A 20,375-nucleotide genomic window follows, 5' to 3' on the forward strand; every position below is an offset into this window, starting at 1 on the left:
ACGGGCGCACGACACCTTCTCATACTCCGCGCCCCCTCCGTCCCGCGTGGCGGCCCGCACGGCCCGGGCGTAGCGTCGGAGAATGATTCGGAACGTCATCGGCACCGTGGTGGCCCTTGTCGGAGCGGCGGCCGCCGTGTGGAGCCCCTTCCGCGCCTGGTACGACGGCCGGCACGGACGCGACTACCGCATCGGTGACCTGTTCAGCGGCATCACGGACGTGAAATCGGAGCTGTGGGTCTCGATCCTGCTTCCGTTCGTCGTCGCGGCCGCGATCACCCTGATCGGCGTCGTCCTGCGCTCGCGCCTGCTGGTGGCGCTCGCGGGCGTGATCGTGCTGGGCTTCACCATCCTGTGGATGGTCCGCGTCGGCCAGGTCGAGGAAGGCCTGACGGTGGGCTCCGACGGGACGGGCATCGGCGACGGCGTGGCGAACGCCTTCGGCGGCGGGGCGCTGCTGCTCCTGGCCGCCGTGATCATGTCGGGCCGCCCCCGCCGCCGGGACCGCCTGGAACACCGTCCGGCGCCTCCCGGCCCGTACGAGCCGCCCCCGCACGCCCAGGAACCGACCCGGACGATGGACACGCCGACCTGGGACGAGCCCCGCCCGCCGCGGGACCGCGACGGGCCGGTCTAGGGCGTTTCGAAAGTCGCGCCGGGTCAGCCGGCCGCCGGGCGGGCGCCGGCGCCGCGGCCGGTCGCCGTGCCCTTCACCGCGTCAAGGGCGTAGACGCAGCGGTCCTTGCTGCACGCGTAGACCACCCCGCCCTTGGCCACCGGCGAGCCGGTGATCTCCCCGCCGGTGGCGAGCTTCCAGCGGAGCTGGCCGCCGCTCGCGTCGAGGGTGTAGAGGACGTGGTCGGCGGAGCCGAAGTGGACGCGGCCGTCGGCCACGACCGGGGTGCCGATGACATCGCCGCCCGCCGCGAAGCGCCACTTGGGGGTGCCGGTGACCGCGTCGAGGGTGTAGAGCGCGCTGCCGCTGCCGACGTGGACGTTGCCGTTGACGACGAGGACCGGTTCCATCGACTGACGGGACTCGGTGGCGATCCGCCAGCGGTCCTTGCCGGTGGTCGCGTCCAGGGCGTAGACCGTGCCGAGGTAGTCGGCGAGGTAGACCCCGCCGCCGGTCACGGCCGGGCCGGGGGCGAAGGCGGGCGGGGAGAGGAAGACCGCGGGGGCCTCGAAGTGCCAGCGGACGTGTCCGGAGGCGATGTCGACGCAGAGCACCCGCGTCCCGGCGGAGACGTACGCACAGCCGTCCTCGGCCGGGGCGACCCGTACGGGCACGCCGCCGCAGGAGGCCGCGTCGCCGATCGGGTACGACCAGCGCTCCACGCCCGTGCGGGCGTCGAGCGCCTGGAGGCGGGCGTCCCGCCACACGTACACCGTGGAGCCGTGGATCACCGGCCCCGCCTCGGGGGTCTCGAAGTCGGTCTGCGCTCCGGTGATCTCCCACAGCTTGGCGCCGTTGGACGCCTCCCAGCCCTGGACACCGCCGCCACGGGTGGCGGTGACGACCGTGCCGCGGTCGGCCTTGAGGGAGTACGCCCACGCGTCGGTCTGAAGCCGCCAGCGCTCGGTGCCGTCGAGCGCGTCGAGGGCGTAGAGGGTCGGGCCGTCGGAGGCGTGGATCCGGCCGCCGTCGACCGTCATCGACCAGGCCACGTCCCGGGTCTTGAACTGCCGCCGCCCCGTCGCCACGTCCAGTGCGTGGACCTCGAAGGAGGTGACGTAGAGCAGGTCGCCCGCGACGACGGGGGTGCCCCAGACGTCGTTCGACATCCGGAACCGCCACGGCCGCCACGGGCCGGGCTCGGCGGGCTCGGCGGGCTCGGCGGGCGCGGGGGGCTGTGCGGCCTCCGGCGCCTGGGCGGGGGACGGCAGCGGGCGCGTCCCGGGCGCGGGGGCGGGCTCGGTGGCGCCGGGCCGGCGGATCCAGCCGGTCGCCGGGCCCGCGTCGGCCACGATCGCGGCGCGTGTGTCGGCGACCCGGGGCCCGGGTCCGATGGGCACCGCGGCGCCGACCAGCCGTACGGGTCCGGGGGCCGCCTGGCCCGTCCGCGGATCCTCGCCGCCCTGCCAGGCGGGGCGGGGCGGTCTGGGCGGGGTCGGTGGGGTCGCCGGCGGCGGGGCCGAGGGGCGGCCCCCGCGCCGCGCCTCGATCATGGCGGTGGCCCGCGCGGGCAGCCACGCGGACGCGGTCCCGCTGTCGTCGCTGCCGGAGCCGAAGAGGTGCGGGGCGAGCTGGGCCTGCAGGTCGGCGGGGGTGGGCCGGAGCCCCACCTCCATCTGCATGCAGGACTCGATCAGCGGCCGCAGCTCGTCGGGCAGCCCCTCCAGGTCCGGCCCTTCGCGCAGCAGCATGAAGACGGTCTCGACGGGGTTCGCGCCGTGGAAGGGCGCGTGTCCGGTGGCCGCGAACACCAGCATCGAGCCCAGCGAGAAGACGTCGCTGGCGCCGGTGACGCTGCGCGAGTCCCGCGCCTGCTCGGGCGACATGTAGGCGGGTGTGCCGACGGCCACGTTCGTCATGGTCAGCCGGGTGTTGGAGACGCCGGAGGCGATACCGAAGTCGATGACCCGGGGCCCGTCCTCGACCACGAGCACGTTCGACGGCTTGAGGTCGCGGTGGACGAGGCCCGCGCCGTGGATGGACTGGAGGGCCTCGGCGACGCCCGCGGCCAGCCAGCGCACGGCCTGGGCGGGCAGTGGCCCGCACTCATTCACTATTTCCTCGAGCGAGGGCGCCGGGACGTACGCGGTCGCCAGCCACGGCACCGCGGCCCGCGGGTCGGCGTCGACCACGGCCGCCGTGTAGAAGCCGGAGACCGCCCGCGCGGCCTCTACCTCGCGGGTGAAGCGGACACGGAACAGCTGGTCCTCGGCGAGCTCGGTCCTTACGGTCTTGATCGCCACGCGCCGACCCGAGGCCGAGCGTGCGAGATAGACCAGGCCCATACCGCCGGCACCGAGCCGGCCCAGCACCTCGAAGGGTCCGATCCGCCTCGGGTCGTGCTGCGTCAGCTGCTCCACTTGCCTGCCACCTCCCCGTAGGGCCATGAGGGTACGGCCCCGCGCCCCCTGATTGTTCCTGTCCGAGGCGGCCGAGGCGAACCCGGGGGCGGATCGGGGTGTCTCAGGTCATATCACTCGCCCCTGCCGCCCTGATCAAGCGGCTCCGGCTCCGGCTCGGCGAGGACGGCGAAGGCGGCGCCCTGGTTGTCGACGAGCGCGGCGATCCTGCCGTACGGGGTGTCGAAGGGCGGCTCGGTGACGCGACCGCCCAGACGGGTGGCGGTCTCGACGGTGGCGTCGCAGTCCTCGACGGCGAAGTAGACGAGGAAGTGGCTGGGCATCTCCGCGGGGAAGACGTTGGTGATCACGCTCCGGCCGCCGATCGCGGTGTCGTCGGCCGCCTTGCTGCCCTTGGGGGACCAGACCCGGAAGTCGATGGGCTCGGCGTCCTCGTCGAACGCGGCGTCGATGTCCCGCGTCTCGTAGCCGAAGACCGATGCGTAGAAGGCGTCGACGGCCTCCTTGTCGCGGGTGTAGACCTCGGTCCAGCAGAAGGATCCCGGTGCGTTCTGCAGCTCGAAGCCTGCGTGGCTGCCGGGCTGCCAGAGGCCGAAGACCGCGCCTCCGGGGTCGGCGGCGAGCGCCATGGTCCCGAAGGGGCCGACGGGGAAGGGCGTCCGCACCATCGAGCCGCCGGCCGCCTCGATGCGGGCGGCGAGCGCGGTGGCGTCGGGGGTGGCGAGGTAGACGCCCCAGGTGGTGGGGAGGCGGCCGTCGCGCTTGGGGGCGAGGGCGGCGACGCGCCGGCCGCCGCGGAAGGCGTTGGTGTAGTGGCCGTAGGCCGCGCCGGCGTCCTCGTCGTACGTCCAGCCGAAGAGCTCGCCGTAGAAGCGCTTGCCCGCTTCGAGATCGGGCAGCTGCGCGTCCACCCAGCAGGGTGTGCCCTCTGCGAATGCGGCCATGGGCGTCCTTCCCTGGTGCGGGTCGTTACGGGTCGGTGTGGTGCCCGTCACGGTCAAGTTAGCGGCGGGGATCGTCCTACGCAGGCAGGGAAAGGCCCCTCAAATCGAACAAACGGCCACATATGGAGTTCCCGGTCCAGGGTTTCCATGGGTTGTCCACCGAAGTTGTCCACAGGCTGTTAATAAGCCTTATGGGGGTGTGACGGTGTGGCGCCTGGACATCCGGCGGCCGCGGACCGGGGTGCACCCCATTTGCAGTCGGCCGAATCGCGCGCCGATCACCCCTCGGTAAGCTGACGGCATGACAGGACAAGTACGCACCGTCGACGGCCGCGTGGCCGGTCGACGCGGTCAGGCGACGCGGCAGAAGCTGCTCGACTGCCTCAGCGAGATGCTCAGCTCCTCGCCGTACCGGGACGTCAAAGTCATCGACGTGGCCCGGAAGGCGGGTACCTCACCCGCGACGTTCTACCAGTACTTCCCGGACGTCGAGGGCGCGGTCCTCGAGATCGCCGAGGAAATGGCCAAGGAGGGCGCGGGGTTGACCGAATTGGTCTCCGGCCGCGCCTGGATCGGCAAGGCCGGCTGGCAGACCGCCGAGGAACTCGTCGAAGGCTTCCTGGACTTCTGGCGCCGCCACGACGCGATCCTGCGCGTGGTGGACCTGGGGGCCGCAGAGGGCGACAAGCGGTTCTACAAGATCCGCATGAAGATCCTGAACTCCGTCACCAACTCCCTCACGGACGCGGTGAAGGAGCTCCAGTCCAAGGGCAAGGTCGACAAGGACGTCAGCCCCGCGGCGATGGCGGGCTCGCTGGTCGCGATGCTGGCCGCGGTCGCCGGGCACCAGAAGGGCTTCCAGACCTGGGGCGTCAAGCAGGCCGAACTCAAGCCGAACCTGGCCCTGTTGGTCCATCTGGGCATCACCGGCAAGAAGCCGACGAAGTAACGCCGGCATACGCCCCACCCCCCAGAGCGCTGCGTGCAGACGCACCTGCCACGGCTCTCCCCTTACGTCCGTCCCGTCGTCAAGTCCTGTCACGCCGACGGCGGTTCACCCTTGCGACCGCCGTCGGCGTTCCCGTATCCGCATGCCGTGGCGTCACTCCGTACGCGTCAGCCGGAAGAGTCTGATCTCCCGCTCCACCCGGGCCTGGTACGTGGCGTACGGCGGCCAGAAGTGCAGCACCGCCGCCCACGCCCGCGCCCGCTCCTCACCGGTCAGCAGCTCGGCCCGTACGCCGAACTCCTCGCCGCGCAGGCTCACCCGCGCGTCCGGGTGCGCGAGCAGGTTCGCGGTCCACGCGGGGTGCCCCGGACGGCCGAAGTTGGAGCCGACCAGGATCCAGCTGCCGCCCGCCTCCGGCATGCAGGCCAGCGGGGTGGTGCGCGGCCGCCCCGACTTCGCGCCGCGCGCGGTCAGGACGAGGCCGGGCAGCATCCGCGCGCTGAGCATGACCTTGCCGCGGGTGAGGCGGTGCACCGCGCGGTCCATCGCCGGGACGACATGCGGGGCGATCTTCGCGAAGGCCCGGGTGGAGGAGACTTTCTGGATCAGCCGGATTCCCGGAGGTCCCGGAGATCCCTGGGGTCCCTGTGATCCCTTTGACATCAGGGAGCCACCATCTCGTCGGCGAAAAGGCCGGCCTCCTCGGCCGCGCGGGCGCGCAGCCGGTGGACCGGCCCGAAGAGCAGCTCGTCGGCGGCGGCCCGTTTGAAATACAGATGCGCCTCGTGCTCCCAGGTGAAGCCGATGCCGCCGTGGAGCTGGATCGCCTCGCCGGTGACGGTCCGCAGCGCGTCCAGGGCCTGAGCGAGGGCGAGACCTCCGGCGTCCGGGTCCCAGGCCGCGTAGTACGCCGCCGAGCGAGCCGCCTGGAGCTGGACGTACAGATCGGCGAGGCGGTGTTTGACGGCCTGGAAGGAGCCGATGGGCCGGCCGAACTGTTCGCGCGTACGGACGTACTCGACGGTCCGCTCCAGCGCCGCGGCCGCCGCGCCGACCGCCTCCGCAGCGAGGACGGTGGCCACCGTGCGGCCCGTGGCGGCGAGCGCGCCGGGCACGTCGGCCGGGTCGGCGCCCAGCAACTCCCCGGCACAGTCGCGTAGTTCGATCGTCGCCTGCGGCCTGGTCACGTCCAGCGTGGTCTGCCGCTGCCGGCTCAGGCCCGGGGTGTCCGCGCGGACGAGGAAGAGGAGGGTGCGGCTGCGGGCGAAGCCTCCCGTGTGCGCGGCAACGAGCAGCAGGTTCGCGCTGTGCCCGTCGAGCACCTGGGCGGCCTCCCCGTACAGCTGCCAGCCGTCCCGCACCGGCCGGGCCTGGACACCGCCCGCCCGGCCGCCGCCGGCCCACTGCCCCTCGGCGGGGTCGCCGGTCAGGCCGAGGGCGGTGGCGAGGTGCCCGCCGGGGACGGCGAGCGTGGCGGTGAGCGTCCCGGCGGCGATCGGGGGCAGGAGCGCGGCCCGCTGGGCCTCGGTGCCGAGCGCGGTGATCAGTGGGGCGGCGAGGACGGAGGTGGCGAGCAGTGGTGAGGGGGTGAGGGCGCGGCCGGTCTCCTCGGCGGCGAGGGCGAGGTCGGCGGTGGTGCAGCCGACGCCGCCGTACGCCTCGGGCAGGGCGAGGCCGGGCAGGCCGAGCCGTTCGGAGAGCTGGGTCCAGAGCGCGGGGTCGTAGCCGTCGGCGGTGGCGACCGCCGCCCGGACGTCGCCGGGTGAGGACCGTTTGGCGAGCAGTTCGCGCAGGGTGCGGCGGATCTCGTCCTGCTCCGCGGTGAAGGCGGCGTCCATGGAGCTCCCCTCCGTATCTGACGGGCCGTCATGTTAGAGCGGGCCCGGCCAAATGCCCAGAGGCGGGGGCGGGGGCGGGGAGGATCAGCCGACCTGGCCGGGGCCCGCGGCGGTGGCCCGCAGCAGGTCCCGTACGAGCGCGAAGTCGACCTTCTCGGTCCGGCGGAAGCGCAGGCAGGCCATGCCCATGTCCTGGTCGGAGAGCTGGTCCGCGAAGCCCTCCCGGACGTCGGGGCGCATCAGATAGAAGGAGATGTACTGCCGCTGGTTCGCGAAGGCGATCTCGGGTTCGCCGCCGGGCCGCCGGTAGGCGGGCATGCCGTACGCCATCCCCTCCTCGTACCCCTTCAGCTCCAGACGGCACAGTTCGCGCAGCCGCACGAGGACGGTGAGCCGGTCGGGCTCCACGACCTCGGCCAGGTACTCGTCGACGTCTTCGGCGCTGCTGTGGGGCATACGCGCCAGATTATCTGATGTACCGTCAGATTTATGACTGCCACCCCGCGGACTTCCTCCCGACGGACTTCCTCCCGGCGGCGCCAGGTCGCCGTCGTCGGCATATCCCTCTCGGACTGCGGCCGGGTCGACGAGGCCACCCCCTACACCCTGCACGCCCAGGCCGCGCGGCGCGCGCTCGCCGACAGCGGGATCGACCGGTCGGTGATCGACGGGCTGGCGTCGGCCGGGCTCGGGACGCTCGCGCCGGTCGAGGTCGCCGAGTACCTCGGGCTGCGACCGCGCTGGGTCGATTCCACCGCCGTGGGCGGCGCCACCTGGGAGGTCATGGCGGCCCACGCGGCCGACGCGATCGCCGCCGGGCACGCCAACGCGGTCCTGCTGGTGTACGGCTCGACCGCCCGCGCCGACATCAAGGCGGGGCGGCGCACCTCCAACCTCTCCTTCGGCGCGCGCGGGCCGCTGCAGTTCGAGGTGGCGCACGGGCACACCCTCGTCGCCAAGTACGCGATGGCCGCGCGCCGCCATATGCACCAGTACGGCACGACCCTGGAGCAGCTCGCCGAGGTGGCCGTCCAGGCGCGGGCGAACGCCGCGCTCAACCCGGAGGCGATGTTCCGCGACCCCATCACGGTGGACGACGTCCTGGCCGGGCCGATGATCGCCGACCCGTTCACCAAGCTGCACTGCTGCATCCGCAGCGACGGCGGCTGCGCGGTGCTGCTCGCCGCCGAGGAGTACGTCCCGGACACGGCGAAGGTGCCCGTCTGGATCCTAGGCACCGGCGAGCACGTCTCGCACACGGCGATGGCGCAGTGGGAGGACTTCACGGTCTCCCCGGCGGCGGTCAGCGGCCGGCTCGCCTTCGAGCGGGCCGGGGTGGGGCCCGAGGACATCGACTTCGCCGAGATCTACGACGCCTTCACCTACATGACGCTGGTGACCCTGGAGGACCTGGGCTTCTGCGCCAAGGGCGAGGGCGGGCCGTTCATCGAGGAGAAGGGCCGGCTGCCGGTCAACACCGACGGCGGCGGACTCTCGGCCTGCCATCCGGGGATGCGGGGGCTGTTCCTGCTGGTGGAGGCCGTGCGGCAGCTACGCGGGGAGGCCCCGGGACTCCAGGTGCGGCGCCCGGACGGAAGCCTCCCGGAGCTTGCCGTGGCGTCGGGGACGGGCGGCTGGTTCTGCTCCTCGGGGACGGTGGTGCTCGGCCGCGGCTGACCGCGGGACCACCCTCGGGCAAGAATCTATACAAGCGTCATAGACACGCGTGTAGGACATCCGTATAGTCAGGTGTGCGAGGCCGGAGAGGCCCCGCACCCACCGACCAAGGAGTCCTGCCATGCCCCGCACGACCCGCCCCCTGAGCAACAGGACCGTTCTGATCTCCGGCGCCTCCGTCGCGGGCCCCGCCCTCGCCCTCGCGCTGCACCGCTACGGCTTCACGCCGACCGTCGTCGAGCGCGCGCCGGAACTGCGCTCCGGCGGCTACAAGGTCGATCTGCGCGGCACCGCCATCGAGGTCTGCGCCCGGCTGGGCATCCTCGACGCCGTGCGCGCCCACTCCACCGACATGAAGGGCGGTTCGTACGTCGACGAGACCGGCCGGACGATCGGTGCCCTGCCCGCCGAGATCTTCGGCGGGCGGGCCGAGGGCGACGACGAGATCATGCGCGGCGACCTGGCGCGGATCCTGTACGAGCGGACCCGCGACGACGTCGAGTACCTCTTCGGCGACTCGATCGCCGCCCTGGCGGAGGACGCCGACGGCGTGCTGGTCACCTTCGAGAGCGGGCTGCGCCGCCGCTTCGACCTGGTCGTCGGCGCGGACGGGATGCACTCGAACACCCGGCGGCTGGTCTTCGGCGACGAGAAGCGGTTCACCCGTCATCTGGGCGCCTACGTCTCGATCTTCACCGCCCCCAACCATCTGGGGCTCCAGCAGTGGGAGACGTACCACGCCCTGCCCGGCCGGCTGGTCTGCGCCTACAGCCCGGCCGGCGAGAGCGACGCCAAGAACTCCTTCGTCTTCGCCTCGCCCGAGCTCTCCTGCCACCACCGCGACACGGACGCGCAACGCCGGATCCTCGCGGAGACCTTCGCGGACGCCGGCTGGGAGGTGCCGCGGATGCTCGCGGACGCGGCGGCGGCCGACGACTTCTACTTCGACGCCATCGCGCTCGTCGAGATGGACCGCTGGTCCAAGGGGCGGGTCGTGCTGCTCGGCGACGCGGCGCACTGCGCCTCCCCGGCCTCCGGGCAGGGCACCGGCCTCGCGCTGATCGGCGCCCACACCCTGGCGGGCGAACTGGCCGCGGCGGGCGGCGACCACACGGTCGCCTTCGCCCGCTACGAGGAGCGGATGCGCCCCGGCGTGGAGCTGAACCAGCGGTTCGCGGAGTCCTTCGTCGAAGAGATGACCCTGCCCACCCGTCGCAAGATCGCCTTCCGGATGCTGATGATCCGCTCACTGCCGAAGATGCCCTGGCGAAACCTGATCGCGAAGAAGATCCGCGCCGACATCCAGAAGGCGGCGCACGCCATCCCGGTCAGGGACTACGGGGCGTACGAGGTCAGCGCGGCTCCCCGCCCGGCTGCTCCCGGCCCGGTTTCCGCGCCTCGATGAGGAAGCGGGTCGAGTGGGCCACGAACGGCCCCTCGCGCCGGATCTGTTCATGCAGCTCCCGCAGCCGGTCGACGGCCGCGCGTCGGCGGTCGTCCGGGGGCCGGGGATGATGGGACCCATGACCGGATCCGGTGACGACCTCGCGGCCCGTTTTCAGCAGACCCTCCGCTCGCTGCGGGTGTGGGACACGGAGCTGCCCTCCTTCGATCCGGCCGCCGCGCCCGACGAACCGCTCGCGCTGTTCCACGCGTGGTTCGTGGCGGCCGCGGAAGCCGGGCAGACCGAGCCGCACACCATGACGCTGGCCACCGTCGACGAGCACGGCCGGCCGGACGTACGGACGCTGATGCTGCACGGCGCCAACGAGCGGGGCTGGCACTTCGCCTCACACGCCACCAGCGCGAAGGGCCGCCAGCTGGCCGCCCGCCCCGAGGCCGCGCTCGGCTTCTACTGGCCCGCGCAGGGCCGCCAGATACGGGTCCGGGGCCAGGTCACCACCGGCACCCCCGAGGAGGCCGACGCCGACCTGCGGGTCCGCTCGACGGGCGCGCTGGCCTCCGCCCTCGTCGGCCACCAGAGCGAGGTCCTCGACTCCCCCGAGTCCCTGCGACAGGCAAGCCAGGCGGCATGGGAGCGGGCCCAGGCGGACCCGGACGCCCGGTCGGCGACCTGGACGACGTACGTCCTCGCGCCGCGCGAGGTCGAGTTCTTCCAGGGCGACGAACGCCGCCGCCACATCCGGCTGCGCTACGTCAAGAACGACGAGGCCTGGACGCGCCAGCTGCTCTGGCCCTGACGGGGGCGCCGCCGCCGACCCGCCCTCAGGCGTTCGTGCCCGAGTCCACCGTGAACGACGCGCCCGTGACGCCCCGGCCGGCCGGGCCCGCCAGATACGCGACCGTCGCCGCTATCTCGGCCGGGTCCAGGTAGCTGCCCAGGGCGGTCAGACTCCGCTGGGTGTCGGCCAGTTCGCCGTCCGCCGGGTTCATGTCCGTGTCCGTGGAGCCGGGCTGGACCAGATTGACCGTGATGCCGCGCGGGCCCAGCTCCCGGGCGAGGGCGCGCGTCATGCCGCTGAGCGCCGACTTGCTCATGGAGTAGAGCACGCTGCCGGCGAACGGCACGCGGTCGGCGAGGTTGCTGCCGATGCTGATGATCCGGCCGCCCTCCGGCAGATGCGCCACCGCGGCCCGCGAGCCGAGGAACACGGCACGGACGTTGACCGCCAGCGTCCGGTCGACCTCCTCCAGGGAGATGTCCTCGACCGGGCCGAACACGCCGATCCCGGCGTTGTTGACCAAGATGTCCAGCCGCCCGAGCTCGGCCACCGTCCGCTCGACCGCGCCCTCGACCGCCTGCGCATCCGCCGAGTCGGCCTCGATCGCCAGCGCGCGCCGCCCCAGCGCCTCGATCTCGGCCACGACCTCCTGCGCCTTCGCCTTGGAGGAGGCGCTGGCGTGGGTGAGCGCGACATCCGCGCCCTCCGCCGCCAGCCGGCGCGCGACCGCCGCCCCGATCCCCCTGCTGCCACCCGTCACCAGCACGACCTTGCCCGCGAGCTCGCTCACGCCACTCCCCATTTCTGTGTTGATCGGCACAGAAATAAGATCACGCGCCGCCCGGCCACGTCAAGGCATATATTTAATGACCGACACAGAAAAAGGAGGGAGCATGGCCGGCCGCGGACGCCCCCGGAAGTTCGACCGCACGACAGCCCTCGAACGTGCGATGGAGGTGTTCTGGCAGCACGGTTACGAGTCGACCTCGATGACCGACCTCACCACCGCCATGGGCATCAACTCCCCCAGCCTTTACGCCGCGTTCGGCTCCAAGGAGGAGCTGTTCCGCGAATCCGTGGCGCTGTACGACGCCACCGAGGGCGCCCCCTCCTCCCGCGCGCTCACCGAGGCCCCCACCGCCCGCGCCGCCGTCGAGGCGCTGCTGCGGGCGAACGCCCGCGCCTACACCGAGAGCGGCCGGCCCACCGGCTGCATGATCGTGCTGGCCGCGACGAACTGCTCCGACGCGAACGCCCCCGTACGGGAGTACTTGGCGCAGCGGCGCAGGAACGGTCTTGAGGAGTTGACCCACCGCCTGGAGCAGGGCGTACGGGACGGCGACCTCACCGAGGGGGCCGACACCGCCGCCGTCGCCGCCTTCTACACGACCGTCGTCCAGGGCATGTCCGTCCAGGCCCGCGACGGCGCCTCGCGCGAGGACCTGGAGCGGATCGCGGAGCGCGCGATGGCGTCCTGGGACGCGGTCACCGCGCCGCCGCCGCTCCCGGCGCGCACCATGGAGTGAGGGAAGGAAACAGACACCCCGGAGGTGTGGAATCCATGGGCACGTACATGGACGTCCATCACGGCATGGTGGGCATCACGGCCGAGCAGCTCAACGAAGCGCACCAGGCGGACCTCGCCATAGAGAAGGACGAGGGCGTGCACTTCAAGAACGCGTGGGCGGACCCGAAGTCGGGGACGGTCTACTGCCTGTCCGAAGCGCCGTCGGCGGAGGCCGTCCAGCGCATCCATGAACGGACCGGGCACGCGGCGGACGAGATCCACCCGGTACCGCTCACGGTGTGACGGGAGCCCGGGCCCTCAGCGCGCGGCCGGCCCGAAGACGGGCACGGCGACGCCCTGCGGGCCCTCCTCCCGGAAGGTGACCTCCAGATCCATCCCGATCCGCAGGTCCCCTTCCGCGCACCCGACGATCTCGGTCATCATCCGCGGCCCCTCGGCCAGATCCACGACCGCGGCCGTGTAGGGCGTCCGCGCGCCGAACGGCGGCAGGTCGTTGCGGTGGACCACCGACCACGTGTAGAGCGCGGCCCGGCCGCTCGCCCGCTCCCAGGCCACGCTCTCGCTCCAGCAGTACGGGCAGAACTCGCGCGGATAGTGGTGGGCGCGCGCGCAGTCCCGGCAGCGCCTGATCAGCAGCCGTCCCTCGGCGGCGGCGTCCCAGTACGTGCGGGTGAAGGCGTCGATCTCCGGTACGGCGGTCATCAGAAGATCCCGATCGCGTGGTCGAGGGACCAGGCCTGCCAGGATATGGCGAACAGCGCGACGAAGGAGATCAGCGCCATCATCGCGTTCTGCCCCTGCTCGGCCCAGTCGTGGATCATCAGGGTCAGGTAGAGCAGATTGAGCAGCAGACCGCCGACGAGTGCGACGGGCGTGAGGAAGCCGACGACCAGGCCGAGGCCCAGGGCGAGTTCGGCGTAGACGACGACGTACGCCATGGCCTTCGGGCGGGGTGCGACCACCCGGTCGAAGCCGGCCCGGACCGCGGGCCACTTGTGCTTGGCGGCCACGTCGGCGGCCCAGGCGATGCCCGTACCGCGCTCGAGCCAGCCCTTCTTGTCCTTGTGGCGCCAGCTCTCCAGCCACCACAGACCGAGGCCGATACGGAGGACGGCGAGCCACTCGCCGCCGGTGAGCCAGACGGTCTGCATCCCGGACACCTTCCCACTCATCCGACCACTCATCTGACGGTACGTCAGTTCAGCGGATGGCGCCCCCCGGCGCAAGGGGCGTGCGGGCGTGATCGATTCGCAACCGAACCCCCTCTTGGCCGAGACCCATCAAGTGAGCACGCCGTTACGCTGAGCATCCATGGACAGAACCACCGACGACAGACCCGTCTATGTGATCGGCGCGGGACCCGGCGGCCTCGCCGTCGCGGCTGCACTGCGCCAACGGGGCGTACGGGCCGTCGTCCTGGAGAAGTCCGATGCCGTCGGCGCGTCCTGGCGCGGCCACTACGACCGGCTGCGGCTGCACACCACCCGACGGCTCTCCGCGCTGCCGGGCCTGCCCATACCCCGCTCCTCCGGCCGCTGGGTGTCCCGCGACGACGTCGTGCGCTATCTGGAAACCTACGCCGACCTGCACGAACTGGAGATAGTGACGGGCGTCGAGGTCTCCCGCGTCGAGCGGGCCGAGCCGTCCCCGCGGCCCGGGAGCCAGGGCCCGGAGTGGGTCCTGCACGCGACCGGCGGACGTCGGCTGACCGGACGCGCGGTCGTGATCGCCACCGGCTACAACCACACCCCCCGCCTCCCAAAGTGGCCCGGCCTCCCCTCGTACGAAGGGGAGTTGCTCCACGCCTCCTCCTACCGCAACGCCTCCCCGTACGCCGGCAAGGACGTCCTGGTCGTCGGGGTGGGCAACACCGGCGCCGAGATCGCCGTCGATCTCGTGGAGGGCGGGGCGGCGCGGGTACGGCTCGCGGTCCGTACCGTCCCGCACATCGTGCGCCGCTCCACGGCCGGCTGGCCCGCGCAGCGCAGTGGCATCCTGGTGCGCAGACTGCCGGTGTGGTTCGTGGACCGGGTCTGCGCCGTGCTGGGCCGGATCTCCGTGCCCGATCTGTCGGCGCGCGGGCTGCCCCGCCCGGACACGGGGCTGGCCTCGCGAGTGCGGCAGGGGGCCGTGCCGGTCCAGGACGTGGGGTTAATCGCCGCGGTGAAGTCCGGGCGGGTCGAACCGGTCGCGGCCGTCGAGGCGTTCGAGGACGGCAAGGTCGTCCTCGCGGACGGCGAGTGCCTCGCCCCGGACGCGGTGATCGCCGCGACCGGCTACCACCGGGCCCTGGAGGGTCTGGTGGGACACCTGGGCGTGCTGGACGAGCGCGGCCGCCCGCTGGTGCACGGCGGACGCAGCCCGGCGGGAGCAGCGGGGCTGTACTTCACCGGTTTCACCAACCCGATCAGCGGCATGCTCCGCGAACTGGCCATCGACGCACGGAAGATCGCCACGGCGCTGGCGCGGACGGCCAGGAAGTCCTGACCGCCCGGCCCGCCCCGCTCAGACCAGGGCGTTGAACCCGCTCCAGCCCGTACCGGCCTTCACCTTCGCCTTCAGACCGCCCTTGCCGTTGCCGTCGAACCGCCACAGCACCCCGGCCGCATCGCGCGCGAGCAGGTCACCCACGGCGTCGCCGTTGAGGTCGCCGGCCGCGGTCAGCTGGTACGGCTTCCAGCCCACGCCGATCTTCACCCGGGTCTTGAGACCCCCCTTGCCGTTGCCGTCGTAGCGCCACAGGTCGCCCGCGGCGTCCCGGGCCAGCAGGTCCGGGGCTCCGTCGCCGGTGAGGTCACCGGGCGCGGTGAGCGTGTACGGCTTCCAGCCCGTACCGGCCTTCACCCGGGCCTTGAACCCACCCTTGCCGTCACCGTCGAACCGCCACAGCACCCCGGCCGCGTCGCGCGCGTACAGGTCGGGGACCTTGTCGCCGGTCAGGTCGCCGGCGGCGATCAGCTCGTAGCCGCCCCAGCCGGTGCCGACCTTCACGCGGGCCTTGAGACCGCCCTTGCCGTTGCCGTCGTAGCGCCACAGCGCCCCGGCCGCGTCCCGCGCGAGCAGGTCGGCGTGCCGGTCGCCGTTCAGGTCCCCGGCGAGGGTGAGCGTGTACGGCTTCCAGCCCGTCCCCGCCTTCACCCGCGCCTTCAGGCCACCCTTGCCGTCGCCGTCGAACCGCCACAGCACCCCGGCCGCGTCCCGGGCCAGCAGGTCGGGGATCCCGTCGCCGGTGAGATCGCGATTGAGCGGGACGCCGCGGGGCGTGGGGGGCTCGGGGGCGGCGGGGACGACCCAGCCGGCCTCGTCCACCGTCACGTCGGAGCCCTTGGTGAGGACGGTGCCCGGCCCGGGGGTGGTCGCCGAGTGGACGGTGAGCTGCTGGCGTGTGCCGCCGGAGATGTAGATGATGCTGCCGCCGTCCGGGGACCACTCGGGGAGCATCGCGCTCTCGCCCTGGGTCAGCCGGGTCTCCGTGCCCGTGGCCAGGTCGCGGACGAAGATGTCCATCGAGCTGCCCTCGAACCGGGCGAAGGTGATCTTCTTGCCGTCCGGCGAGAAGCTGGGGTGCAGCCCCTGCGTGACGGCCTCGGGGGCTTCTCCGGTGCGCGGGTCGTAGAGGTGGACCGTGCTGCCGCGCAGGAACGCCAGGCGCCCGTCCGCGGCGACGTCGAGCTGGCCGTCCCAGGTCCGCTCGGGCTGGTCGAAGACGTACTTCAGGCCGGTGCCGTCCAGATTGACCTGCATCAGCCGCAGCCGGTCATGGCCGGGCTTGGCCCGGAAGCTCAGGTAGAGCTTGTCGCCCGCGGGCGCCCAGTCGAGCCCCTGCAGCCAGCCGTCGGGCTCGTTGGCGTCCATCAGGACGGGACGCGCCCCGGTGCCGTCGGCGTTCGCCACCCAGACGTCGGCGTAGCCGTCCTGGCTGATGAAGGCCATGCGGCGGCCGTCGGGCGAGAAGGACGCGCCGGTGATGTCGGTCCTGGGCAGGCCGGTCCCGGTCGGGACGAGGGTGCGCCGGTCGGTGCCGTCGGCGTTGGCGGTCACCAGGCTGCTGCTGAGGATGCCGTCGACCCGCACGGTCTCATGGAAGACGATCCGGGGCACGGCCGGCGTCTCGGCGGCCGTGGCCGGGGTGGCGGTCACGGCCCCGGCGGCGGTGGTCCCGGCCAGGACCGCGAGAGCGACGGCGAGGGCACGGCCTTTTCGGGTACGGGTACGGGCACCTCGGCCGGCGCCGGTATGGCTGAACAAGTGACTTCCCCCAAGGAAGAACGGTCAGGCACGGTGGAGAGCACCGTGCGATTGCAAGACGTTCGAGTGACGCGAAGGGTTGTGCGCGCTCACGCACAACACCTTTACCTGCACGACCGGTTCCTGACATGTCGTCAGTTCGCTAATCTGACTATGCGTCAGTTAAGTGTTGCCGGACGAGCAGGAGCGGGCGGACGATGCTTGGATCAACCCACGGCACCTTCACCACCGATCTCCGCGCCCGAGTGGTCGCCTGCGGAGAGCAGACCGGAACCGCCGTCCACGGCGTGGCCGCGGCCGAGGGCGACCAGGACGTCAGCGGCCGGCCCCTCTACGCCCCCGTTCCCGACCTGGACCGGTTGTTCCGGCCCGAGTCCGTGGCCGTCGTCGGGGCCTCCGACACCGAGGGCCGTCCCAATACCGGCATCACCAAGCAGCTGCTCGCCTGGGCGGAGCGCGTCGGGGCACGGCTGCACCCCGTGCACCCGACCCGTACCTCCGTCTTCGGCATCGACTGCGTCCCGTCCGTCGCCGACCTCGCCGACCCGGTCGACCTGGCCGTCCTGCTGGTCGCCGACCCCCTTCCGGTCATAGAAGAACTCGCTGAGGCCAAGGTGAAGTTCGCCGTGGCCTTCGCCTCCGGGTTCGCCGAGACCGGTGCCGCCGGGGCGCAGGCCCAGGACCGGCTGTCCGCCGCCGTGCGGCGGTCGGGGCTGCGCCTGCTCGGCCCGAACACCAACCTCAACGCCTTCGAGGAGTTCCGCGACGACCTGGACGGCCCCGCGATCGCCCTGATCACCCAGTCCGGCCATCAGGGCCGCCCCGTCTTCGCCCTGCAGGAGCTGGGCGTACGGCTCTCCCACTGGGCGCCCACCGGCAACGAGGCCGATCTGGAGACCGCCGACTTCATCTCGTACTTCGCCGAGCGCCCCGAGGTCGGGGCCATCGCCTGCTACGTCGAGGGCCTCAAGGACGGCCGCTCCTTCCTCCTCGCCGCCGACCGCGCCGCCCGCCGGGGCGTGCCGGTGGTGACGGTGAAGGTCGGCCGCACCGAGGCCGGGGCCCGGATGGCCGCCTCACACACCGGCAAGCTGACCGGCGCCGACCAGGTCGTCGACGCGGCCATGCGGCAGTTCGGCGTCATCCGGGTGGACGGTCTCGACGAACTCCAGGACACCGCCGCCCTGCTGGCCCGCGCCCGGCCACCGGCCGCGGAGGGCGTGGTCGTGTATTCGATCTCGGGCGGCACGGGCGCGCACTTCTCCGACCTGGCCACGGCGGCCGGACTCACCCTGCCGGCCCTGAGCCAGGCCAAGCAGGACGAGCTCCACCGGTGGATACCCGACTATCTGAGCGTGGCCAACCCCGTCGACAACGGCGGCCACCCGGTCGGCGACTGGCGCGGCCGCAAGATCATCGACGCGATCCTCGCCGACCCGTCCGTCGGCGTCCTCATCTGCCCCATCACCGGCCCCTTCCCGCCGATGAGCGACAAGCTGGCGCAGGACCTGGTGGACGCGGCGGAGAGCACCGACAAACTGATCTGCGTGGTGTGGGGCTCCCCGGTCGGCACGGAGGACGCCTACCGCCGGACCCTCCTCGGATCGTCGCGCGTGGCCACCTTCCGTACGTTCGGCAACTGCATCACCGCCGTCAAGGCCTACCTGGACCACAGCCGGTTCACCACGGGCTACCACTCCCCCTTCGACGAGGCGCCGCGCACGCCGTCCCCGTCCTTCCGCAAGGCGCAGGCACTGCTGCGCCCGGGCCACCGCCTGAGCGAACACGCGGCGAAGCAGCTCCTGCGCGCCTACGGCATCCGCGTACCGCGCGAACAGCTGGTGACCAGCGCCGCGGCGGCGGTCCGGGCGGCCGGTCTGGTCGGCTACCCGGTGGTGATGAAGGCGTCCGGCGCCCAGCTCGCCCACAAGACCGAACTGGGCCTGGTCAAGATCGGGCTGACCTCGGCCAGCCAGATCCGCGACGCCTATCGCGAGCTGACCGACATCGCGCGCTACGAAGGCGTCGACCTCGACGGGATCCTCGTCTGCCAGATGGTCGAGCGGGGCGTCGAGATGGTCGTGGGCGTCACGCAGGACGCCCTTTTCGGCCCGACGGTGACCGTCGGACTCGGCGGCGTGCTGGTCGAGGTCCTCGCCGACACCGCCGTACGCGTACCGCCCTTCGGCGAGCAGCAGGCCCGGGCGATGCTCGCCGAACTGCGCGGGCGGGCCCTTCTGGACGGCGTCCGGGGCGCGCCCCCGGCGGATGTGGACGCGCTGGTGGAGGTCGTGCTGCGGGTGCAGCGGATGGCGCTCGAACTCGACGGCGACCTGTCCGAGCTGGACATCAATCCCCTGGTGGTGCTGGAGCGCGGCCAGGGCGCGGTGGCGCTGGACGCGCTCGCCGTGTGCCGCTGACCGCCCCCACCCCGATCGCTCCCACCCACATCGCAGCCATCCGCAGCGCTCCCACCCGCAGCGCAGCCACCTCAATCGGAGCCGCAGGACCATGACTTCCTCCCCCGAAGAATCCACGAACTCCCTCGAGTCATTGGTACTGCACGCCACTGACAACGGCGTCTCGTGGATCACCCTCAACCGTCCCGAGGCGATGAACGCGGTCACCTGGGACCAGCGCGAACGGCTCATCGCGCTGCTCGCCGACGCCTCCGCCGACCCGGGCGTGCGGGCGGTCGTCCTCACCGCCACCGGCAAGGGCTTCTGCGCCGGCGCCGACCTGCGGGGCGCGCCGTCCATCGGCCGGGAGCGGGTGACCGGTGACATCGCCCGGACGATCCGGCTCGGGGCGCAGCGCCTGATCGGAGCCGTACTGGACTGTGAGAAGCCGGTGATCGCGGCGGTCAACGGCACCGCGGCCGGGATCGGGGCGCATCTCGCGTTCGCCTGCGACCTGGTGCTGGCGGCGGAGTCGGCCACGTTCATCGAGGTGTTCGTCCGGCGCGGCCTGGTGCCGGACGGCGGCGGGGCGTATCTGCTGCCGCGCCTGGTCGGCCCGCAGCGCGCCAAGGAGCTGATGTTCTTCGGCGACGCGCTCCCGGCGGCCGACGCGCAGCGCATGGGCCTGGTCAACCGGGTCGTACCGGAGGGCGAGTTGGAGAAGACGGCCCGCGCGTGGGCGGAGCGGCTGGCCCAGGGCCCGACCCGCGCGCTCGCCCTCACCAAGCAGCTGGTGAATGCCTCCCTGGACACCGACCGGGCCACCGCGTTCGCCGCGGAGGCGATGGCGGTGGAGACGACGATGACGACGCGCGACGCGAACGAGGGCGTGGCGAGCTTCGTGGAGCGCCGCACTCCCGAGTACCGGGGGTTCTAGGCCCCGTTCCCGGCCGTGGCCCGGCGCGCCGCCGCCACGAAGGCCGTGATCAGCTCCGGGCTCTTCATGCCCCGGCTGATCTCGATGCCGCTGGAGACATCCACGCCCCAGGGCCGTACGGCGCGCACGGCGTCCGCGACGTTGCGCGGGTCGAGGCCTCCGGCGAGGAGCCAGGGCTGCCCCGGGTTCGGGAGCCGCTTGCCGGAGTGGTCCCACACCTCGCCCGCGCCCGGCACGGGGGCGTCGAGCAGCAGGATGTCCTCGCCGCGCTCCCCGTAAGCGGGCACCTCGCCCCGCACGGCGACCCCGCGGATGAGCGTGCGCCCCTCGGGCCGCAGCGCGTCGTAGAAGGCGAGGTCCTCCTCCCCGTGCAGCTGCACGGCGCGCATCCCGGTGGCCTCCAGCGACTGCCGTACGTCCTCGATCGGCTGGTTGCGGAAGACCCCGACGGTCAGGATCCCCTCGGGCACCCGCTCGGCGAGGCGCCGCGCGGTACCGGCGTCGATCCGCCGCGGGCTCTCGGCGAAGACGAACCCGATGGCGTCCGCGCCCGCCTCGACGGCGGTGTCCACGTCCCGCTCGGTCCGCAGACCGCAGACTTTGACGAACAAGGACGACGACGAGGACGTGCCCATT

General features: G+C 72.6%; 20 protein-coding genes and 1 pseudogene. 10 read left to right on the plus strand and 11 right to left on the minus strand.

What is annotated here, in order from left to right; translation table 11 throughout:
* Positions 1 to 82: 82 nt before the first annotated feature.
* Positions 83 to 637, plus strand: a complete 555-nt coding sequence (locus ACZ7LT_RS24135) for a hypothetical protein (RefSeq protein ID WP_471238163.1) — start codon at positions 83 to 85, stop codon at positions 635 to 637.
* A 23-nt stretch (positions 638 to 660) separates the two neighbouring features.
* Here the strand turns inward: ACZ7LT_RS24135 and ACZ7LT_RS24140 are convergent, their stop codons facing one another.
* Both ACZ7LT_RS24140 and kbpA read right to left on the minus strand, forming a co-directional pair.
* Positions 661 to 3,036, minus strand: a complete 2,376-nt coding sequence (locus ACZ7LT_RS24140; RefSeq protein WP_471238164.1) for an outer membrane protein assembly factor BamB family protein — start codon at positions 3,034 to 3,036, stop codon at positions 661 to 663.
* A 113-nt stretch (positions 3,037 to 3,149) separates the two neighbouring features.
* Positions 3,150 to 3,980: an AfsK-binding protein KbpA gene (kbpA, locus tag ACZ7LT_RS24145; RefSeq protein ID WP_471238165.1), complete on the minus strand. Its 831-nt coding sequence runs from the start codon at positions 3,978 to 3,980 to the stop codon at positions 3,150 to 3,152.
* Between the two features lie 301 nt (positions 3,981 to 4,281).
* Between kbpA and ACZ7LT_RS24150 the strand changes: the two genes are divergently transcribed.
* Entirely contained in the window at positions 4,282 to 4,929 is a 648-nt protein-coding gene (locus ACZ7LT_RS24150) for a TetR family transcriptional regulator (RefSeq protein WP_471238166.1), read from the plus strand.
* 153 nt (positions 4,930 to 5,082) lie between these two features.
* Here ACZ7LT_RS24150 and ACZ7LT_RS24155 read toward each other — a convergent pair whose 3' ends face one another.
* The 3 genes from ACZ7LT_RS24155 to ACZ7LT_RS24165 all read right to left on the minus strand — a co-directional run bounded on the left by ACZ7LT_RS24155 (position 5,083) and on the right by ACZ7LT_RS24165 (position 7,223).
* Complete coding sequence (locus tag ACZ7LT_RS24155) at positions 5,083 to 5,592, minus strand: nitroreductase family deazaflavin-dependent oxidoreductase (RefSeq protein WP_471238167.1); 510 nt, start codon at positions 5,590 to 5,592, stop codon at positions 5,083 to 5,085.
* Positions 5,592 to 6,767 carry an acyl-CoA dehydrogenase family protein gene (locus ACZ7LT_RS24160; RefSeq protein ID WP_471238168.1) on the minus strand — a complete coding sequence of 392 codons (1,176 nt, stop codon included), beginning with the start codon at positions 6,765 to 6,767 and terminating at the stop codon, positions 5,592 to 5,594. The genes ACZ7LT_RS24155 and ACZ7LT_RS24160 overlap by 1 nt, the downstream gene beginning before the upstream one ends.
* Before the next feature lie 84 nt (positions 6,768 to 6,851).
* Positions 6,852 to 7,223: an iron chaperone gene (locus ACZ7LT_RS24165; RefSeq protein WP_471238169.1), complete on the minus strand. Its 372-nt coding sequence runs from the start codon at positions 7,221 to 7,223 to the stop codon at positions 6,852 to 6,854.
* Positions 7,224 to 7,256: 33 nt separating this feature from the next.
* Between ACZ7LT_RS24165 and ACZ7LT_RS24170 the strand changes: the two genes are divergently transcribed.
* Both ACZ7LT_RS24170 and ACZ7LT_RS24175 read left to right on the plus strand, forming a co-directional pair.
* Positions 7,257 to 8,444: a thiolase C-terminal domain-containing protein gene (locus tag ACZ7LT_RS24170; RefSeq protein WP_471238170.1), complete on the plus strand. Its 1,188-nt coding sequence runs from the start codon at positions 7,257 to 7,259 to the stop codon at positions 8,442 to 8,444.
* A gap of 121 nt (positions 8,445 to 8,565) precedes the next feature.
* On the plus strand, positions 8,566 to 9,849 hold the full coding sequence (locus tag ACZ7LT_RS24175) for an FAD-dependent monooxygenase (RefSeq protein ID WP_471238171.1): 1,284 nt from the start codon (positions 8,566 to 8,568) through the stop codon (positions 9,847 to 9,849).
* Here the strand turns inward: ACZ7LT_RS24175 and ACZ7LT_RS24180 are convergent.
* Positions 9,797 to 9,919: pseudogene (locus ACZ7LT_RS24180) on the minus strand (SAM-dependent methyltransferase); the annotation flags it as partial. The gene ACZ7LT_RS24175 and the pseudogene ACZ7LT_RS24180 sit on opposite strands and share 53 nt — an antisense overlap.
* Before the next feature lie 48 nt (positions 9,920 to 9,967).
* Here ACZ7LT_RS24180 and ACZ7LT_RS24185 point away from each other — a divergent pair.
* Positions 9,968 to 10,645, plus strand: a complete 678-nt coding sequence (locus ACZ7LT_RS24185; protein ID WP_471238172.1) for a pyridoxine/pyridoxamine 5'-phosphate oxidase — start codon at positions 9,968 to 9,970, stop codon at positions 10,643 to 10,645.
* Positions 10,646 to 10,670: 25 nt separating this feature from the next.
* On the opposite strand, the gene ACZ7LT_RS24190 is transcribed toward ACZ7LT_RS24185, so the two are convergent.
* Positions 10,671 to 11,417: an SDR family NAD(P)-dependent oxidoreductase gene (locus ACZ7LT_RS24190; RefSeq protein ID WP_471238173.1), complete on the minus strand. Its 747-nt coding sequence runs from the start codon at positions 11,415 to 11,417 to the stop codon at positions 10,671 to 10,673.
* Positions 11,418 to 11,520: 103 nt separating this feature from the next.
* Here ACZ7LT_RS24190 and ACZ7LT_RS24195 point away from each other — a divergent pair, with 103 nt between their 5' ends.
* Both ACZ7LT_RS24195 and ACZ7LT_RS24200 read left to right on the plus strand, forming a co-directional pair.
* Positions 11,521 to 12,153, plus strand: a complete 633-nt coding sequence (locus ACZ7LT_RS24195; protein ID WP_471238174.1) for a TetR/AcrR family transcriptional regulator — start codon at positions 11,521 to 11,523, stop codon at positions 12,151 to 12,153.
* Positions 12,154 to 12,188: 35 nt separating this feature from the next.
* A complete protein-coding gene (locus ACZ7LT_RS24200; protein ID WP_471238175.1) occupies positions 12,189 to 12,437 on the plus strand; it encodes an SCO4226 family nickel-binding protein in 249 nt (82 codons plus the stop codon).
* 15 nt (positions 12,438 to 12,452) lie between these two features.
* Here ACZ7LT_RS24200 and ACZ7LT_RS24205 read toward each other — a convergent pair whose 3' ends face one another.
* Together ACZ7LT_RS24205 and ACZ7LT_RS24210 are read right to left on the minus strand one after the other, a co-directional pair.
* Complete coding sequence (locus tag ACZ7LT_RS24205) at positions 12,453 to 12,857, minus strand: Zn-ribbon domain-containing OB-fold protein (protein WP_471238176.1); 405 nt, start codon at positions 12,855 to 12,857, stop codon at positions 12,453 to 12,455.
* Positions 12,857 to 13,306: a DoxX family protein gene (locus ACZ7LT_RS24210; protein ID WP_471238177.1), complete on the minus strand. Its 450-nt coding sequence runs from the start codon at positions 13,304 to 13,306 to the stop codon at positions 12,857 to 12,859. Before ACZ7LT_RS24210 ends, ACZ7LT_RS24205 begins: the two co-directional genes overlap by 1 nt.
* Before the next feature lie 160 nt (positions 13,307 to 13,466).
* On the opposite strand from ACZ7LT_RS24210, the gene ACZ7LT_RS24215 reads away from it, so the two are divergent.
* Positions 13,467 to 14,642, plus strand: coding sequence for a flavin-containing monooxygenase (locus ACZ7LT_RS24215; protein ID WP_471238178.1), 1,176 nt, complete (start codon positions 13,467 to 13,469; stop codon positions 14,640 to 14,642).
* An 18-nt stretch (positions 14,643 to 14,660) separates the two neighbouring features.
* Here the strand turns inward: ACZ7LT_RS24215 and ACZ7LT_RS24220 are convergent, their stop codons facing one another.
* Entirely contained in the window at positions 14,661 to 16,403 is a 1,743-nt protein-coding gene (locus ACZ7LT_RS24220) for an FG-GAP-like repeat-containing protein (protein WP_471238180.1), read from the minus strand.
* A 197-nt stretch (positions 16,404 to 16,600) separates the two neighbouring features.
* On the opposite strand from ACZ7LT_RS24220, the gene ACZ7LT_RS24225 reads away from it, so the two are divergent.
* Positions 16,601 to 18,823, plus strand: a complete 2,223-nt coding sequence (locus tag ACZ7LT_RS24225) for an acetate--CoA ligase family protein (protein ID WP_471238181.1) — start codon at positions 16,601 to 16,603, stop codon at positions 18,821 to 18,823.
* Positions 18,824 to 18,914: 91 nt separating this feature from the next.
* Complete coding sequence (locus ACZ7LT_RS24230) at positions 18,915 to 19,739, plus strand: enoyl-CoA hydratase/isomerase family protein (RefSeq protein WP_471238182.1); 825 nt, start codon at positions 18,915 to 18,917, stop codon at positions 19,737 to 19,739.
* Here the strand turns inward: ACZ7LT_RS24230 and ACZ7LT_RS24235 are convergent.
* Positions 19,736 to 20,374, minus strand: a complete 639-nt coding sequence (locus ACZ7LT_RS24235; protein ID WP_471238183.1) for a phosphoribosylanthranilate isomerase — start codon at positions 20,372 to 20,374, stop codon at positions 19,736 to 19,738. The genes ACZ7LT_RS24230 and ACZ7LT_RS24235 overlap by 4 nt on opposite strands.
* Position 20,375: the final 1 nt, after the last annotated feature.

This window comes from Streptomyces sp. NPDC039465 (assembly GCF_055639315.1).